This window comes from Sulfurovum indicum, from assembly GCF_014931715.1.
Lineage (GTDB): Bacteria > Campylobacterota > Campylobacteria > Campylobacterales > Sulfurovaceae > Sulfurovum > Sulfurovum indicum.
Genome location: NZ_CP063164.1, coordinates 1,167,970 through 1,185,413, shown reverse-complemented (window position 1 = coordinate 1,185,413; position 17,444 = coordinate 1,167,970). Strand labels below are relative to the sequence as shown.

Below are 17,444 nucleotides of genomic sequence, written 5' to 3'. Positions count from 1 at the left end.
TGGGAACTTTGCTACGGAAAGGCTTTTATGAAGAGTGAGTTTTTTATCGGTGTGATGTCCGGTACCTCTATGGATGGGATCGATGTGGTATTCTGTCAGGTAGATGCTGACAAGTGCCGTCTGCTCGAAAGTTATGAGCACACATTTCCAAAGAGCCTTAAAACAGAGATACTCTCATGCATAGAAAATACCGTACCCATAGCCAAAATAGGTGAAGTTGACCATGAAATTGCACTTCTTTTTGCTGATGCGGTCAACACCTTTTTGAATAAAGTGAATATAGACCCCGAAATAGTCACGGCCATCGGACTGCATGGACAGACACTCTGGCATGAGCCTGAGAGTGACAGGGCGTTCACCATGCAGCTTGGTGATCCCAACATTGTTGCAGCACGTACCGGTATTCCCACAGTTGCCGATTTTAGACGTAAAGATATGGCATTTGGAGGCAGCGGTGCACCGCTGGCACCGGCCTTCCATAAGTTTATATTTAAAAATATTGGAAATAGGATCGCGGTTGTGAACCTCGGTGGTATTGCTAACATTACCATAGTACAGGAACCCCTGGTCGGATACGATACAGGACCGGGGAATATGCTGATGGATGCATGGATAGGCAAACATAGAGATCTGCCTTATGACAAAGACGGTAACTGGGCAAGAGAGGGAAAAGTGGACTACAAACTGCTTGATAGAATGATGCAGGATAACTACTTTCACCAGCCTTCCCCCAAAAGTACCGGACGGGAGAGGTTCAACGAAAAATGGCTTCAGGCTCATCTTGACGCACAATGTTCAGTACTCAGTGCTTCTTCTGTCCAACGTACGCTTCTTGAACTCACTGCACTAAGCATAAGTAACGAAGTACTGAGGTTCAACCCTGACATTCTGATGCTCTGCGGCGGCGGTGCAAGGAACAGCTTTCTGGTTGAACGTATTGCCGCGCTGATGCCGAACATTCAGGTAGGTATCATGGAGCATGCAGATGCGCTGGAGGCAATGATGATGGCATGGCTTGCCTATAAGCGTATACATAATGAAACGGTTGAACTGAAAGATGTAACAGGAGCAGTACAAAACACCATATTGGGAGGGATCTACCAATGAGCAGCAATGAAGTATTGGAAGAGTGGCTGGAGCGCTACGGGATAGAAGCAGAACTCAAACCACTGACAGGTGATGCGAGTTTGCGAAAGTACTATCGCATAGAGGAGAGTTTTCACAGCGGTATCATCATGGACGCATCCGCACAGCCTGAGTCGGTCAAACCTTTTGTCGACATTGGCCACAGGCTCTATGAGGCAGAGGTTAGAACTCCCAAGGTCAATGCTTTTGACCTGGAGCAGGGATTTGTTTTTATGGAAGATATGGGTGATCGCCACTTTTATGATGTCATTGAAGAAGAGGGCATCCATTACTATCCGCAGGCGATCGATACGATCGTTAAAATGCAATATACAGATACGGACGGACTGCCTGATTACGACAGGGATTTTCTGCTTGCAGAGATGAGTTTGATGCAGGAGTGGTATCTGGATAAATATCTGGGGTTATCTCTTTCCCCTGACCAGAAAACGGTACTTGAAGAGACATTTGAAAAGATCGCAGATGTTGTACTGGAACAGCCTCAGGGATTTTTTGTACACCGTGACTTTCATTCACGAAACTTGATGTTTGACTGTAGTGACAAGATCGTTGTTATTGATTTTCAGGATGCCAGAGCGGGAGCGGTGACATACGATCCTGTCTCGCTCCTGCGTGATGTCTATGTGGAGCTTGATGCTGCAGAGGTAGAGCGTCTTGCACTCTATTTTAGAGATATCAAGGGGCTTGATGTCGATGATGAGACCTTTATGAAGTGGTTTGACTTTACGGGTCTGCAGCGGCATATCAAGATACTGGGGATCTTTGCGCGTCTTGCCCTGCGTGACGGTAAAGAATGGTATTTAAAGGATATCCCTTTGACGTTGAAATATATTAAAGAGGTAGGCGGAAAATATCTGCAGACACACGCTTTGACGGCACTCTTAGATCAGTTTGAACTGTAGTGTTCAAAACAGATCACAAAATCATTTCTGCCGTCAGAATGTGTGTAGTGCAGTGAAAACCCGTGTCTGTCCAGGATCTTCTGGGTGATATTCAGTCCCAGTCCATAGCCTTTTTTATCGTTTGCAGCCCGTGTAAAGGGTTGTGTATAGTATGCCAGCGGTCTATCAAGCGCTTCGGCACAGCTGATGATATGGATGCAGGTATCGGAGGCTCTGATCTCTATAGGCAGGGTATGGGTATATTTAAGAGCATTCTCTACAAGATTCTTCAGGGCCATGCTCATATAGTGCAGATCTGCCGAGATCTCAAAATCCTCTATGACAATATGGACATCTTCTTCATTAAGGGTGAGTTTGGAGAGTGTCCGTGTAATGAGTGTGGAAGCTTTGAACTTCTCTATATACATCTTCTCCTCATCGATGCGCTTTTGATGCAATATGGCAGAGGTGAGGGTATCGAGATCGTTAAATGCCTCTTTAATGACTGTTTTGGAGTGGCTTTCGTTTATGCCTTCAAGGGCGAATTTACCTTTTGCGATAGGGGTTTTAAGCTCATGTCCCACTTCCCGAAGCAGCTCCTCTTTGGCATTGAGTGCATGTTGCAGTCTTTTGGCCATCAAGTTAAAGCTTTCTGAGAGTTCGGCTATTTCATCTTTTCCGGTCAGTTTTGAGCGGACATCCAGATCGCCGTGGCTGAAATGCTTCATTGTCCGACTGAGGTGCTTCAGTGGTGAGAGTATGGTGAGAACCAAAAGGTAAATGAGCAGAAGCAGCCCGATATCCAGAGCAAAGAAGAGATAGGTAATATGCTGTTCCTGTCGGCTCTCCTGCTGAAGCGTATCATAGAGTGTAAGCGTTTCATCAAGATAGGCAAGAGAGAGGTAGATATTCCCCTGTACCGCAAAGATTACGATCTCGCCGTAGCTGAGCGGCTGACGGTAGAGTATAGAGGCTGCCTGGGTATCCTTCCTGATCTCTACCCGCTGCATTCCCAACTCGTCAAGCTTGGCTTCGAGTTTGCGGCTGTCGCCTTTGATGATGGGGGAGAGGAGCGTTTTGGCTGCACGCAGATACCTCTCTGTGAGAATGGTACGGTTTTTCTGTGCAGTCTGTGTCTGTACCCAGTAGGTCATACCGCTCATAAGCAGAAGACTTGTGAGAAAAAGCAGGGTGATCTTCGTACGTATGGACATGATATTATCCTATAAATTTGTATCCTATCCCCCAGAGTGAGCGGATATATTTGGGATGTTTCGGATCATCGCCTATCTTATGCCGTATGTTGCTGATGTGCATATCTATCGTCCTGTTCTTGGTCTCAGGCGGCAAAGAGGCGGCTGCGGTCAGCTGCTCTCTGGAGACGGCATGGCCTCGTTCCTGAAGCAGATAGAGAAAGATATCCATTTCCACTTTGGTCAAAGAGACACTATACCCCTCTACACTTACCTCTTTGTTTCTTGTATCTATGGAAATGTCACCAACAGTGAACTTCTCCGTACGTCCAAGCCTCCGCAATACGGCTTCTATGCGTAAAATAAGCTCTCTTGGCTCATAAGGTTTGGCAAGATAGTCGTCGATGCCGAGTTCATAGCCGTGTATCTTGTTGCCGATATCTCCACGTGCCGAGGAGATGATGACGGGTATGTCATGGCAGGCTTTGATCTTTTTGCAGACATCGAAACCATCCATGTGCGGCAGCATCAGATCAAGGATCACTATATCGTAGGCTTCTGGGTTCGCATAGAAGTGTTCCAGTGCCTCTTTGGGGTTGGAAAACGCGCTGGTTGCATAGCCGAAATCTTTCAGATAACTGCAGATAAGCTCCTGCATTTGCAGGTCATCTTCGATGAGGAGTACGCTTTTAGTCAATTTCCCACTCCTTGAGATAGTGTACAAATTTTTTGCGCTGTTTCTCGGTCAGAATGCTGTGTATCCCTTCGAGAAGATCTGCTTCGATCTGCAATGCCTCTTTTTTAAGTTGAAGCTGGCGCTCAATGAATGCCTGTTTGTCAAAATACTTCTGATCAAAGAGTGCCGAGAGGGAGCGTTCAAGCGCTTCAGTTCTTTTGTGCAGGTTTTTGCGTTTCTCTCTGCTTGATGCAAGCAGATGGCGTATCTCCTTTTGCTGCCTTGATGAGAGGTCAAGGTAGTGCATATCGTAAGGCATGTGGACACTCTTTCTTCCCTCTTCATTATACTCATACGCATCATGATCACAAAAAAGCAGACTGGACAAGAGCATTGCCGCAAGCACCATACGCATTTTAGACTCCTTTGGGCAGTGATATCAGCGCATCTTCTATGATGCCGTTTTCAAATCGGCGGTGACACGCTTTGCAGTTGGCTTTGCTCTTTACCTTTGGGGAGTCAAACAGCGCCTTGTCAAGCGAAGCGTGCTTATCACGCCAATAGGGTGATTCACTTATGGCTATTATATCCTTTTTTATGTTCTTAACAGAATTCAGGATATAGTGGGCCGCCTCTTTGGTGGAACTCTCTGCACTATTTGCCAGCAGATAGGCTTCAACAGAGCGTCTGTCCGTCTCATCAAGTGAAGCGTCATCTCCGAAGTGATCCGCAAGGTTCGCCATGAGCTTCTTCCATGAGCGTTTTGGCAGCAGGTAGGGGGCATAGAGCGTATGGCACGATGCGCACTCCTCGACAAAGAGTTGATGTTCCTTTTCATAGTGGACTGCACTGTATCGGCTTTGTGTCAAAGGTGTATCCGACAAGAGCAGATAAAACGGTATAACCAAGGCACTTAGAAGAAAGAGCCATGCTACGGCTTTTTGCACTCCCGTAAGCTTTGCAGGAGGGGCATCTATCTGTTTGTATCCGCCAAATATGGAGTAGAGGGTACCACTCTCTTTGTGCATGATGCGATCGGCGGCAACACCTCCAAGGTGAGCAGTGATAAGCAGCAGCAGCAGTGTTGAAAAGAACTCATGTATCTCCTCAAAAAGCTCCATCTCTTTAAAAAATGTGCTGTTAAGCCATGAGAACAGGCCTCTTCCCTCCTGTATGCCGTAAGTAAATACACCGCTAAGAACACTTAGGAGTATGACAAGTATGATCCCAAGCATTACAAAGGAGGCAGCCGGATTGTGTCCGGGATAGTACTTTTGGGGATTGGGGAGTGAACGCACAAAACCGATCGCCTCTTTCAGGGAGAGAGGCCATTGGGAAAATCGGCTGTAGCGTGGCCCCATGACGCCCCATAAGAGCCTGAAGAGTATCAGGACCAAGACACCGTAACCGAATGCGGCATGGTAGTCAAGCAGGTTCTCCTCTTCGGAAGTGATAAACATGAACAGTATGTAGAGTACAAGCATCCAGTGGAAGATGCGTGTGGGAAGTGTCCAGATATAGGTTCTCATATCTCACCCCCTAATCATCCCATTTCCCGTAGTTGGGTATGAAGATAGCACGTTCACTGTAGTCACCTTTTTCGGCTTTGGTATGGCAGGCGGTACAGTTGGCGATGCTCCTTACCTCTTTTTGTACGATCAGCCGTTTCGGTATCTCTCTGTGCTCTTTTCTGAAGTAGCGCGTTTGGCTGATACGCAAAGGGGTTTGCTCAGCTCTGATACTGCGTGCGATCTTTCCTGTGTCACCATATACCGGTTTGGCATCGGATGCATTTCGCAAGAGGTATGCTTGTATCGTACGGTACTCCTCTCTATCAAGTGTTGCATCGGTATCGAAGTGCTCTGAAAGTGTACGCATCATCTTCTCCCATGAACGTTTGGGAAGAAATTCCGGCTGATAAGCCATGTGACAGGCACCGCACTCTGTTTTGTAGAGTTCGGCAGCTTTGCCTGTCTCGGGCATATAGGGTTGTTTCTTCTTTCTGTCACCGTCTCCATAGAGTGTAACGGTTCCTATGAGAAGGGCTGTTGTGATGGTTGTAATGATTGTTTTCATGATTGACTCCTGTTATATATTTTTTAGTTTGATCGCATAAAAAGAAGGATATCGCCTTTTTCCGTGGCGCTGCCTTCACGTCTGTAGACATCTTTGAAATTGCGTCTAAGCCATTTTTTTATCTTTTTTACATCAGTGAACCGTTTGGGATTGACCGATGGGGAGAGTGGTTTGATCTTTTTACCTGTAAAGATATTCTCACCAGGCTGTTTGGGATCATTCGTATGGCAGCTTGCACATGAGATCTCTTTGCCTCTTTTGCCAATATGTTTGGAGAAGTAGATATTTTTGCCTCTCTTGGCACTGAATCCGTCAAATGAAGGATTCTGCTTTTTTGCCTGTGCAGCAAGGTTCTGTATGTAGTCATCTACCGTTCCGCCATATGCCAGTGTACCTGCCAAATATGCAAGTACGATCAGTTCTCGTTTCATGTTTGCCTCCATTGTGTGCTATCTTACTCTGTTATTGTGACGTACTATTGTCAAGAGGGGTAGAGGTGTTTTCTTGATGATCTCTTGACAGTTTTAGATCGGCTTTAAAGGATTTTCAAAGTACCATTAAGAAAATAGAATGAGGAGAGCAAATGAAAGCCATGATACTCGCTGCCGGGCTTGGTACACGAATGCGTCCGCTGACAGAGAGAACACCGAAGCCACTGCTTGAAGTGGGCGGTATTCCGCTTATTGTATGGCATCTGGAGAAGCTGGCACACTACGGTTTCAAAGAAGTGGTCATTAATATTGCCCATCTTGGCTGGAAAATACCACAGGCACTAGGTGACGGCTCTGACTGGGGATTGCAGATCATCTACTCTGATGAGCAGGAAGAGGGTGGTCTGGAGAGTGCAGGCGGGATCGTCAAGGCACTGGAGCAGTTAGAAGAGAGCGATCCTTTTCTTGTCGTTAACGGTGATGTCTGGACAGATTACGACTTTGATGCTTCTTTCAGACTTGCTGAAGGGATTTCTGCCCATCTCATTCTGGTGCCTAACCCGGAGCATAACCCCAAAGGAGATTTTTCACTGCTGGATGGAAAGGTGGTGAACACTCCTGAATATACCTTTTCGGGCATTGGCTACTATTCTCCCAAATTTTTTGAAGATGTACCCTACGGTAAAAGTATGCTTGCACCGCTGCTGCGTGAAGCAATGCGGGAGGGAAAGGTGACAGGAGAGCTGTATAGGGGAGAGTGGCATGACATAGGTACACCTGAGAGGCTGGAGCATTTAAATATGGGACTGATAAACAGGTATTGACCTGTTCCGTTTCACAGACTGTTCAGATATTTGGCTACCCCGTCCTCATCGTTGCTGTGAGGCAGTACTACATCGGCCAGAGCTTTCACTTCATCAAGCGCATTGGAGACAGCTACAGAGGTACCGGCGAGCTTGAACATACCCACATCATTGACTGAGTCACCAAAAACCGTAACATCGGAGGGGTCTTGTCCAAGATAGTCGATGACTTTGGAAAGAGCGTGTGACTTGTCACCTTCAGGATGAAGCAGGGTCAAAAACCATCCGCCGCCGTATTTTTCAGGAGAGAGCTTTGCTTCTATCTCTTTACCGAATGTATGTTTAATTGCCTCATAGAGAGGGCTTAGCTGATCTTCGTAGCCAAAGTAGACGATCTTGAGATTCTTTTCCATCGTTCTATTGTCCGGGTTAAACTGCATACGCGGGTCATCTTTGTAGCCTTTGAGTACCTCTTTCTGGTAGTCATTGAGCTTGCGTGGGTAGAGAAAAGCTTCATTAAGATCGTTGTCTTTTACCCCTATGATGAACGGATCGATATCATACTGCAAGCCTACTTCGACAATGGCGTCGCCCATCTCTTTGCCCAGTGTTTTCATATCAATTAGCTCTCTTTGGGGTGTAACAATGATGGAACCGTCCAGCAGTATCATGGGAGCATTGATGTGAAGCTTCTCAAGCAGCTCTTTAGACTTGCTGAAACTGCGTGCAGTGGCTACACCCATGAGGGCGTCTCGGGCTTTTTGGTTCCATGTCTCTATACTGAAAGGACTGAGACTCAGATCTGAGCGCAAAAAGGTATGGTCGAGGTCGGTAATATAGATAGGTTTCATAAATGCTCTTTAGTGGTTGCCCGGTTGATGTTTTTTTATATCATAGCGCTTGGCAAGAGAGAGAAAGAACTCTTCAAGAGCGTAGGCAGTTGCACCAAATACAGCTTTGCTCTCTTTATCAATGACCGGCTCTCTGGCGATCTTTTCAAGTGCTTCGAGTTCTTCGAAGGTAAAGTCTCTGGTTGCATAGAGTGTTTCGTTCTCTGTCTCTTCGATCATACGTTTGACGTACGCTTCACGGCTCTTTTTGAGCATTTCAGGGTCAAGCTTGTCACCTCCCTGTGCATTTTCCAGCAGGGGCTTCATAAGATTATCGAACATCAGTACCATTGACTCTTTGTCATACATTTCATGAGAGATCTTTTTAACAAGCTCAATGCGCATATGTGACTCAGGGTCTGTTTCTAGCTTTTTTACATAGGCTTCTGCCTCTTTGGGATCGGATACCTCTTCAGCAGTGGCAGAGACGAACTGTAGGAGTATGACATTTTTATAGAGATTAAGTATCTCATCCATCTCATCTTCACTGAGGTGTTTCTGCAGATACTCTTTGAAGCGGATGGAAAGAAGCTGCATATCGTAGCTTTGGGTATCCTCCTCTTTGCTGATACTGTTCAGGTTGGTCTGCATACGGCTAAACTGTGTCTCAAGCTCCACAAGCTGTTCATCGGCATTGGAGATGCTTAGATAGCGGTCTACCTGTTCAGGGGTTGCTGCAAAGAGAAGGGTCGATAAAAGGATGGATAGCAATATCTTTTTCATAAGTGGGATTATACCATAGGTGAGAGCTTATTTTGGATCTTTGCGGTTAATTCTGAATAATACAGGGTCTATTTTGATCCCCCCTTTCTTAATTGAGCTTTTTTCCCTTGATAAGTAGAGGGAAGAAACGTATTCCCCAGAGGATGAACATGATCATCCATACTGTTGCGGAGATATCAAAAAGTATCATAAAATCCCATCCGAAAGCAGCAGCCATAGAGACAAACAGGCGCATGACTACGACAACCTGTGTCCAGTTAAACAGTACCTTTTCCCACACTCCTGCCTGCATTAGATTACCCGAGTGTCCTATGGTTACACGGGTTCCGAACCCGATCAGTATTGTAAAGACGAAACCAAGCATAAGGACGTGTGTATCAAGGAAAAGGAAGCTTCTGTTGCCGATGAGTGCTGTCAGGTTTGACATAGCGCCGAAGATGAAAGCCACAGGTATCCAGTAGAGTGAAAGATGTAATATCCAGAGGAGGGGATTGGGGTTTGGAAAAGGGAGCTTCCATGAGAGTATCTCCTTTCCTATGATATAGGCAAGTGCCAGGTCAACTGCAAATGCACTGCCGGTATAGACGGTTTCAAGAAATAGACGTACTGCAAGCAGCACAAATACTGTCTTTAGCAAGTTTATGTTCTTCTCATGCATACAGTGGGAGAAGAAAGGAACCATGCGTTGTGCGACAGAGAAGGTAAGCAGAAAGAGGTAGAGATAGGTACCGATCTCTATTGCAACTCCCATCAGCGGTGTATAGAAAAGTGAAGCTGCGATGAATAGGAAATGGGATAAAAGTCCCCATCCCATGGCAGAGAGTATCCAGAATATATCATGTGTATCAGAGATGGTTGTTGTTTTGTAGATATTGTAAAGCATACGGAATATCATAGTATGCCCAAGCAAAAGGGTGACCATACCTATATGCAAGAAGAGAGGAGAAGTGATGCTGCCTGCTACGAACAGTACCGTACCGAGGCAGAAAAGAGCAAATACCTGCATATAGTTTTTTTTAGATATGGGCGGAGTGGAAGTAAATTTCGGAAAAGTTGTAAACAAGAATGCCGTGAATGCAGGTGTAAACAGCAGGTATAGCATGCTGTAACTGTGAAAAGCAGCGGCTGAAACTTCTAAATGTACAACACTTTTAAATGAGAGCATAAAAAGAAGCATAGTAGCAATAGCGTTGATAAAAGCTAAAACGAAAAAAGGTTGATGGGGTTGTGAAAAGAAGTAATTCTCCTCTGCTTTCTCATTGAATTTCATGTGCATGTCAGAACCTTGTCGATGATTGCTGCATCAGCTGAGCACTTTTCTCACTCATACAGTGATGCTGGAGATAATCATATCAAAAATTCAATGAATGTTGTACCAGCAAAAGATTTTATGCTATGCTAAGAACTACAAACCTGGAAAAAGAGAGGGAAGTTTTGATTAAAAAAGTATGTTTGTTCCTTTTCCTCTCTACAGTTATGCTCTATGCTGAAGCAGTCGTGCGTATTACGGGGGAGAGTGTTAATCTTAATACATTTACCCTCAACTATTTTATTGACCACTCAGAGAAAATGTCTCTTGAGAGTATAAAAAAAGAAACATTCATAGAGGGACCGAACCGGCTGAGTTTGGGAATTAATGCCCATACAACATGGGTTAAGATTATTCTGGAAAATAAAACAGAAGAGCCAAAAACACTTTTTATACAGGATATTTATGTCTTTCATTCATCAAATACAACATTTTATGCCTTTGATGAAGAGGAGAGACTTCTTGATACGATCAGTTTTCAACCGCGAAACTGTGTCAATACAGATCTTTTGGAGGGTGCTGTCGCCTCATTCAAAGTGAAACTGGAGGCGCATGAAAAGCAGACTGTATATATACGATCCAAATTTCTGGCCTATCAGATCATTGATCTGAGGATTTTGGACGATAAACATGCAAAAGAGAATCTGGTACATACATTTATGTGGGTTATTGCACTCACCAGCGTACTTATTACACTTGCAGGATATTATCTTATACTTTTTCTCTTTTCAAGACACAGAGAGTACCTCTACTACAGTCTCTACCTGATCAGCTCTTCTGTTTTTATTGCATATAGCTATGGTATGGTTTCACACTATTTTCATCTTTATGGCAAGATAACACTCTATCTGAATGCCACTGTCATAGTTGCTCCTATATTTCTGGCACTGTTCGTCAAGTCTGTTTTTAACACCTCTGCGAAACATACCAAAGAGAATTTTATGCTCAATAGTCTCATCACTGTTTTTGGTGTAACCTATATTTATAGCTTTTTTGATTATTATCGTGCGATTGAGGTGACATCCTTTATTTATATCTATATGCTGGTCGTTATGCTGGGTGTGGCGTTGTCGCTGCTTATTAAAAAAGTACCACTGGTAAAATACTTTTTGGTTGCCCATATTTTTTATATCATATTCAGTTCGATCGCACTGATGCATTACAATAATATTATAGCATTCAACTTCCTGACATCTCATGCTATTGCAATCGGTACGATGATAGAAGCACTCCTTCTGGCAATCCTGGTCTCTCACCGTATCAAGATCCTTGAGGAGGCCAATCAGAGAAAAGATGCAATACTTCTGACCGATACTATGACCACACTTTACAATAAAAGCTATTTTGAACAGATGTTGCAAAAACAACTTAAAGTGCACCGTGATACAAAGAAAACACTCGGCTTGTTTGTGATAGATATCGACTACTTCAAACAGTATAATGATACCTATGGTCATATTTCCGGAGATGTTGCGTTGAGAGCAGTTGCCAATGTACTCAAGAATGTACTGGAACATCCGGATGATATGGCCTTTAGGATAGGAGGAGAGGAGTTTGCTGTTATTTGTACGAATACCAGTCCCCAAAAGCTTTCTGTATATGCTGAGAAGATACTGAAAAGCATCGAATCTTTGAAGATAGAGCACAAAAGAAGTAAAATCAGTAAATACTTAACGGTATCTATCGGTATGTATTGTACCGATGAGCTTATTCTTAAAAATGCGAAACAGATATATCTTTATGCAGATGATGCACTCTATCGTGCGAAAAAAGAGGGAAGGAACAGAGTAAGTAAATATGATATAAGAGAAGGAAACCCTTCTCTTAGACTGTCTATTTGAAATCCGGTTTAGGTGTTTTGAGCGTACTTTTTGGAAGCTGTGGATATACGATCTCAGGTTTTCTGCCCTCCAATGCACCAAAGAAGGTAACGATCTTCGCTGCTTCTTCATCTGAAATAGTGATACCAAGCTGTGTGCTTCCCATCTCTTTGACTGCATCTGCCAAATTCCAAATAGCACCATTGTGGAAGTAGGGGGCAGTTTCAGTAATGTTTCTAAGAGTCGGTGTTTTCACCATACCCTTTTCATCACCTTTGAAGTCTCCTATATTCCCGAACCTGTATTTGGCAGCAATTTCAAACGGCTGCATAGTTCCACCGAGTGCCACGCCTGTATGACAGCTTGCACAACCTTTGTCTATAAAGAGATTGAGCCCCTCCTTTTCAGCGTCGGTCAATGCATCTTTCTGACCGTTTAGAAAGTCATCAAATCGTGACGGTGTGACAAGTGTTCTCTCAAAAATACCGATTGTGGATGTGATTTTTTCAAAATCTATCTTTACATCTTTCCCATAAGCGTCTCTAAATGCTTCGACATACTCAGGTATGGAGTTGATTCTCTCCTCTACCAGTGACTTTGGTGAAGCCATTTCAGGGCTTGCCTGCATCGGACCTTTTGCCTGATCCTCAAGGTGTGGGCTTCTCCCGTCCCAGAACTGAGCTTTAAAGAAGACGGCATTGTAAACTGTCGGTGAATTCAAATGGTGCGGGTTTGCCGTCCATTGGTGTCCGACTGCAGCAGGCACACCATCCGTACCGCCAAGTCCGAGGTTGTGACAGGTATTACAGGAGATGATCCCGCTTTTGGAAAGTCTTGGTTCAAAGTAGAGTTTTTTGCCAAGTTCTACTCTTTTGGGAGTAATGGTCCTGTTTGGATCGATCAGTTTGGAAAGTGATGCCTGGTCTGAAGGTATCGCTCTGAGACCGGCCTTTAATGCTTTTTCTGCAATATCTGTTGAGCCAATCAGTAATGAAGATGCCAAAATGGACACACTTATCATCGGTAGTAGTTTCATCGTTTCTCCTAATAATTTTAATATGTTGTAATTATATGATAAAAAGTATTAAAGGATAATTAATATTATTTTTAAAAATATTACTCTTCCAGGAGAAGCTAATAGAAATTCATGACAGTGATGTGTAGGAGATAGTAGGAGGAGTGTAGAGAGGAGAGCACAGGAGAATATCCTATGCCTGTTTGTTAAGAGCGATGGCCCCCATTTCTGCTGTTGCGTCCGTTTTTTCCGTGTCTGTTTCGGTCACCACCTCCGGATCTTCTTCTGTTTCCACGGTAACCACTGCGGTTACGGCCTCTGTCATTGCCCCGGTTCTGCATTGCTCTTTCAATGAGCAGTTCGATCTCTTCGAGTCCAAGACCGATAATGTCTTTGCCTTTGACTGTATTTTCATTCTGTATCATTGATGCGAGCAGGTGGGCGATGGTAACAATGTCAAGATCATGCTGCAGGGTTTTTACCAGTTCAATGGCTTTATCGGTGATCTGTGTCTCTGCGATCTTCGCTATGAGCTCATCCTGACGGTTGTTCTGTACCTCGATACGGGTAGGAATGACTTGTGTGACCAGCTTTGCTCCGACATCTTTTTCGATACGTTTGATGGTACGCAGTTCGTTAGGACTTACCAGTGTGATCGCTTCACCGCTCTTACCGCCGCGTCCTGTACGTCCGATACGGTGTACATAACTTTCGGAATCAAATGGAATATGGTAGTTGAAGACATGGGTTACATCATTGACATCGAGACCACGTGCAGCAACATCAGTTGCCACAAAGATGTCTACACCTCCCTGTTTGAATGCTCTGATGGTTACTTCTCTCTGTTTCTGTTCCATATCTCCGTGCAGACCGCTTACCTTGAATCCCTGGGCGGTAAGGTGTGCGACAAGTCTGTCGACCTCTTTTTTCATACGGCAGAAGATAATACACTTGTCAGGGTTCTTGTAGTCAATAAGTCTGACCAGGGCATCGTCTCTTTCTCTCTCCTGAACTACATAGTAGTACTGGGTGATCTTGGAGTTGGTACTTTCGCTTTTTGTGATAGAGACGGTCTTGGGATTTTCAAGGATCTCTTCGGCCAGTTTTCTGATGGCTTTGGGCATGGTTGCAGAGAACATCAATGTCTGACGCTCTTTTGGCAGGAAGGTGAAGATATTCTTGATCTCGTCAAGGAATCCCATATCAAGCATTTCATCAGCTTCATCGAGTACTACGAATTTTGGATTGAGTTTTATTTTCCCGCTCATAAGAAGATCCTGAAGACGTCCGGGAGTCGCTACGATGATGGAAGCCTGTCTGATACGCTCGATCTGTTTGCCATAGGCGGTACCACCGTAAACAGTAGCGGTTTTCAGCCCGGAAAGTTTCCCGAAACGGTAAAGTTCATCACTGACCTGCATAGCAAGTTCACGTGTAGGAACGATGACAAGCCCTTCAACGCTGCCATCGGCTTTCATCATACTCATGATCGGCAGACCGAATGCTGCGGTCTTTCCTGTTCCTGTTTGTGCCTGTGCGATCATATCGTGTCCTTCAAGTACGAGAGGAATGGCCTCTTTCTGTACCGGACTTGGTTCTTTAAAGCCAGCTTCTGTTACGGCTGCCTGAATGGTCTCTTTGAGGTTAAAATCTGTAAATTTCATATGTTTTCTTTATGTTAAAATGGTCGGTGTTGTAGGTGACTTGCGATTCATAGGAAGTTTTGTTTCATATGGTACCCGAGGTCTAAAACCCTCTTTTATGCAACCGATACCAAACTTGTCACACGTTTTTGTTCGTGGAAATATAGAGGAGATAAGTTTTATCTCAAATAAAGGTGTTCAGTACACTCTTGCAGAAAAGTTCGGCATTATAGCAGGTTTTTTTATGAAAAGATAGTTTTTCAATAAAAAATAAATTATACTGATGACTTTTAAATTATGATACAATTATAAATAACCTGTTAATAATGAAAACAAGAAGGAGGGCAGTAATGCGAAAAGTGCAATTTTTCACTATCTTTGCGTTATTGCTTTTTGCTGCAATAGGGTATAAAACCTATGAACAGTACCAGCGTATCTCACATACAAAGCATCTTATACTTCAAAATGAGAGCAGATCCCTGGCAAATTTCATTGAGGCATTCAGACAGACATATCAGGATGTATTCCTTAAACATGATATCAATATAACAGATCAAACGCTCCATCTTCTACCTGTAAAAACGATCAGGGAGATCAGTAAGCACTTTTCCAAGAGTGTTAAAGGGGATATCGTTATCAGGACAGTCTCAGACAGACCAAGAAACCCGGAGAACAAAGCCAATGCTTTTGAAATGAAGATGATTGATCTTTTCAAAACTGATCCGGACATGAAAGAACAATTTGTTCAGGTGGATGGAAAGTACCATTATGTAAAACCGCTGTATACCAAAACGTCCTGTTTGAAATGTCATGGCAAACGGACAGAGACAATTCCCAGTATACGAAAAAGGTATGACAGTGCCTATGACTATAAGCTTGGAGAGTTGCGTGGGATAATGAATATTACAGTCAAGAGGCATGAATTTTTTGATGTTCTGTATGCGGATTTTCGTAATACAGTGATCACTACATGCGTGATCTATATACTCTTTCTGGTTTTGATCTATTTTCTTTTACAGAGTATGCGCAAGAAAGAGAAGCGTTATACACAGCACCTTAAAGATGAGATCAAGACAAAAACATCGGTGATACAGAAACAAAAAGATACCTTCGAAACGCTCTTTGAGAAGTCTGCTGACGGTACATTGATCATAAGCGGGGAAAGAGTGCTCGAGTGTAATGAGAAAGCGGTTCAAATGTTCGGTTATGCCTCCAAAAAAGAACTTGTGAACCATACATTGAAAGATTTTTCTCCAAGGTTCCAGTCAGACAATATCCCATCATCTGAAAAAATGAAAGAGATGATCACCCTGGCAAAACAGCATCAGGGGTATCAGTTTGAGTGGGAAAGTCTTAAAAAAAATGGTGATACTTTTTTCTCGGAAATCATACTTACCCCGATCATATTGAATGATTCAGAGGTACTGCATATGGTTATAAGGGATATTTCGGAAAAGAAAAAAGCACAGGAGAAACTGATAGAACAGAAAAATATGCTTTATTATCAGGCACACCATGATGCATTGACGGGACTTCCAAACCGTACACTCTTTAATGACAGGCTTGCACACGGTATCGAACGTACCAAACGAAATAACACTATACTTGCGCTTTTCTTTATAGATTTGGACCATTTTAAAAACATCAATGACTCATTGGGGCATCAGGTCGGTGACAAAGTACTCAAGATTGTTGCACAAAGGCTTAAGGCCAGTTTACGGCATGAAGATACACTTACAAGACTCGGGGGTGATGAATTTACCATTATTATGGAAGATATCCAAAGAATGCAGGATATCTATTTTCTTGCGGACAAGATACAGAAGGTACTCAGTCAGCCGATGGATCTTGATGGGCATACGCTCCGTCTTACAGGAAGTATGGGGATCAGTATCTGTCCGCAGGATACAGATGACCCGAATGAACTGGTCAAGTATGCCGATACTGCAATGTATCAGGCAAAAGAGGAAGGCCGTAACAGCTACCGGTTCTACTCCAAAGAGATGACTACACTTGCCTTCGAGCGTCTTGTTATGGAGGAGAATTTACAGCAGGCATTGGAGAATAAAGAGTTCAGACTCTATTATCAGCCGCAATTTGATACACGCACAGGAGAGATCAGCGGTTTGGAAGCACTGATCCGGTGGGAACATCCAAAGCTCGGTCTGCTTTTGCCTGATCAGTTCATCCCGCTTGCCGAAGAGAATGAACTTATTCTGAAAATAGACAGATGGGTGATGAGAACGGCAATGGAACAGTTTGTACAATGGTATGAAGAGGGGTTGAATCCCGGACGCCTTGGACTGAATCTTGTAATACGTCAGTTAAACAGCAGTGATTTTATACGTACTCTGGAAGAGTGTATTGCCCAGACCGGTTTTCTTCCGTCATGGTTAATACTTGAGATCAGTGAAGAGCAGGTCATGTCAAAACCTGATGAGTATATTAAGAAACTTCAGATACTTCATGATATGGGGATTACAATTGCAATTGATGATTTTGGTACAGGGTATTCCTCTTTGGCATATCTGAGGCGTCTGCCGGTTTCCATGCTCAAGATAGATCATTCTATTATAGAGCATATCCCGGAAAACACGGATAGTGTAGCTATAGTCAAAGCAATTATTGCGCTTACCGAGAGTCTTGGTATCAGTGTGGTAGCCGAGGGAGTTGAAGAGGAGAAGCAGAAAATATCTCTTATGGAATACGGGTATTATTATATGCAGGGGTATTATTATTGTAAACCGGTTGTCGCAGATGAAATAGAAAAATTGTTTTTGAAAAAGTAGAGCATATTAATCTTAGGTACCGACGGCTATAAATAGGAGTGTACGAGGG

The 17,444-nt window shown here is 43.7% G+C and carries 16 protein-coding genes; 5 read left to right on the top strand and 11 right to left on the bottom strand.

Annotated features, from left to right (window positions below; translation table 11 throughout):
- Positions 1-27 precede the first annotated feature (27 nt).
- On the top strand, positions 28-1,107 hold the full coding sequence (locus tag IMZ28_RS05970; protein ID WP_197547684.1) for an anhydro-N-acetylmuramic acid kinase: 1,080 nt from the start codon (positions 28-30) through the stop codon (positions 1,105-1,107).
- Positions 1,104-2,048 carry an aminoglycoside phosphotransferase family protein gene (locus IMZ28_RS05965; protein ID WP_197547683.1) on the top strand — a complete coding sequence of 315 codons (945 nt, stop codon included), beginning with the start codon at positions 1,104-1,106 and terminating at the stop codon, positions 2,046-2,048. Before IMZ28_RS05970 ends, IMZ28_RS05965 begins: the two co-directional genes overlap by 4 nt.
- Here the strand turns inward: IMZ28_RS05965 and IMZ28_RS05960 are convergent.
- The 6 genes from IMZ28_RS05960 to IMZ28_RS05935 are packed head-to-tail and all read right to left on the bottom strand — an operon-like array spanning position 2,033 to position 6,403.
- Positions 2,033-3,241 (bottom strand): ArsS family sensor histidine kinase, encoded by a 1,209-nt coding sequence (locus IMZ28_RS05960; RefSeq protein WP_197547682.1) that lies wholly within the window; start codon positions 3,239-3,241, stop codon positions 2,033-2,035. The genes IMZ28_RS05965 and IMZ28_RS05960 overlap by 16 nt on opposite strands.
- Before the next feature lie 4 nt (positions 3,242-3,245).
- Positions 3,246-3,917, bottom strand: a complete 672-nt coding sequence (locus IMZ28_RS05955; protein ID WP_197547681.1) for a response regulator transcription factor — start codon at positions 3,915-3,917, stop codon at positions 3,246-3,248.
- Complete coding sequence (locus IMZ28_RS05950; protein WP_197547680.1) at positions 3,910-4,311, bottom strand: Spy/CpxP family protein refolding chaperone; 402 nt, start codon at positions 4,309-4,311, stop codon at positions 3,910-3,912. Before IMZ28_RS05950 ends, IMZ28_RS05955 begins: the two co-directional genes overlap by 8 nt.
- A 1-nt stretch (position 4,312) precedes the next feature.
- Positions 4,313-5,425, bottom strand: a complete 1,113-nt coding sequence (locus IMZ28_RS10985; protein WP_232087423.1) for a cytochrome b/b6 domain-containing protein — start codon at positions 5,423-5,425, stop codon at positions 4,313-4,315.
- Between the two features lie 10 nt (positions 5,426-5,435).
- Positions 5,436-5,972, bottom strand: a complete 537-nt coding sequence (locus tag IMZ28_RS05940; protein WP_197547679.1) for a diheme cytochrome c — start codon at positions 5,970-5,972, stop codon at positions 5,436-5,438.
- Positions 5,973-5,995: 23 nt separating this feature from the next.
- Entirely contained in the window at positions 5,996-6,403 is a 408-nt protein-coding gene (locus IMZ28_RS05935) for a DUF1924 domain-containing protein (protein WP_197547678.1), read from the bottom strand.
- A 152-nt stretch (positions 6,404-6,555) separates the two neighbouring features.
- On the opposite strand from IMZ28_RS05935, the gene murU reads away from it, so the two are divergent.
- Positions 6,556-7,227 (top strand): N-acetylmuramate alpha-1-phosphate uridylyltransferase MurU, encoded by a 672-nt coding sequence (gene murU / locus IMZ28_RS05930; RefSeq protein WP_197547677.1) that lies wholly within the window; start codon positions 6,556-6,558, stop codon positions 7,225-7,227.
- 11 nt (positions 7,228-7,238) lie between these two features.
- Here murU and IMZ28_RS05925 read toward each other — a convergent pair whose 3' ends face one another.
- The 3 genes from IMZ28_RS05925 to IMZ28_RS05915 form a co-directional block, all read right to left on the bottom strand.
- Positions 7,239-8,057 (bottom strand): HAD hydrolase family protein, encoded by an 819-nt coding sequence (locus tag IMZ28_RS05925; protein WP_197547676.1) that lies wholly within the window; start codon positions 8,055-8,057, stop codon positions 7,239-7,241.
- A gap of 9 nt (positions 8,058-8,066) precedes the next feature.
- Positions 8,067-8,819, bottom strand: coding sequence for a hypothetical protein (locus IMZ28_RS05920; RefSeq protein ID WP_197547675.1), 753 nt, complete (start codon positions 8,817-8,819; stop codon positions 8,067-8,069).
- An 88-nt stretch (positions 8,820-8,907) separates the two neighbouring features.
- Positions 8,908-10,089, bottom strand: a complete 1,182-nt coding sequence (locus tag IMZ28_RS05915) for an NnrS family protein (protein ID WP_197547674.1) — start codon at positions 10,087-10,089, stop codon at positions 8,908-8,910.
- Between the two features lie 125 nt (positions 10,090-10,214).
- Here IMZ28_RS05915 and IMZ28_RS05910 point away from each other — a divergent pair, with 125 nt between their 5' ends.
- Positions 10,215-11,969, top strand: a complete 1,755-nt coding sequence (locus IMZ28_RS05910; protein ID WP_197547673.1) for a sensor domain-containing diguanylate cyclase — start codon at positions 10,215-10,217, stop codon at positions 11,967-11,969.
- Here IMZ28_RS05910 and IMZ28_RS05905 read toward each other — a convergent pair.
- Together IMZ28_RS05905 and IMZ28_RS05900 are read right to left on the bottom strand one after the other, a co-directional pair.
- Positions 11,962-12,984 (bottom strand): cytochrome-c peroxidase, encoded by a 1,023-nt coding sequence (locus IMZ28_RS05905; protein ID WP_197547672.1) that lies wholly within the window; start codon positions 12,982-12,984, stop codon positions 11,962-11,964. The two genes, IMZ28_RS05910 and IMZ28_RS05905, sit on opposite strands and share 8 nt — an antisense overlap.
- Before the next feature lie 185 nt (positions 12,985-13,169).
- Complete coding sequence (locus tag IMZ28_RS05900) at positions 13,170-14,627, bottom strand: DEAD/DEAH box helicase (RefSeq protein WP_197547671.1); 1,458 nt, start codon at positions 14,625-14,627, stop codon at positions 13,170-13,172.
- 329 nt (positions 14,628-14,956) lie between these two features.
- Between IMZ28_RS05900 and IMZ28_RS05895 the strand changes: the two genes are divergently transcribed.
- A complete protein-coding gene (locus IMZ28_RS05895; protein WP_197547670.1) occupies positions 14,957-17,395 on the top strand; it encodes an EAL domain-containing protein in 2,439 nt (812 codons plus the stop codon).
- Positions 17,396-17,444: the final 49 nt, after the last annotated feature.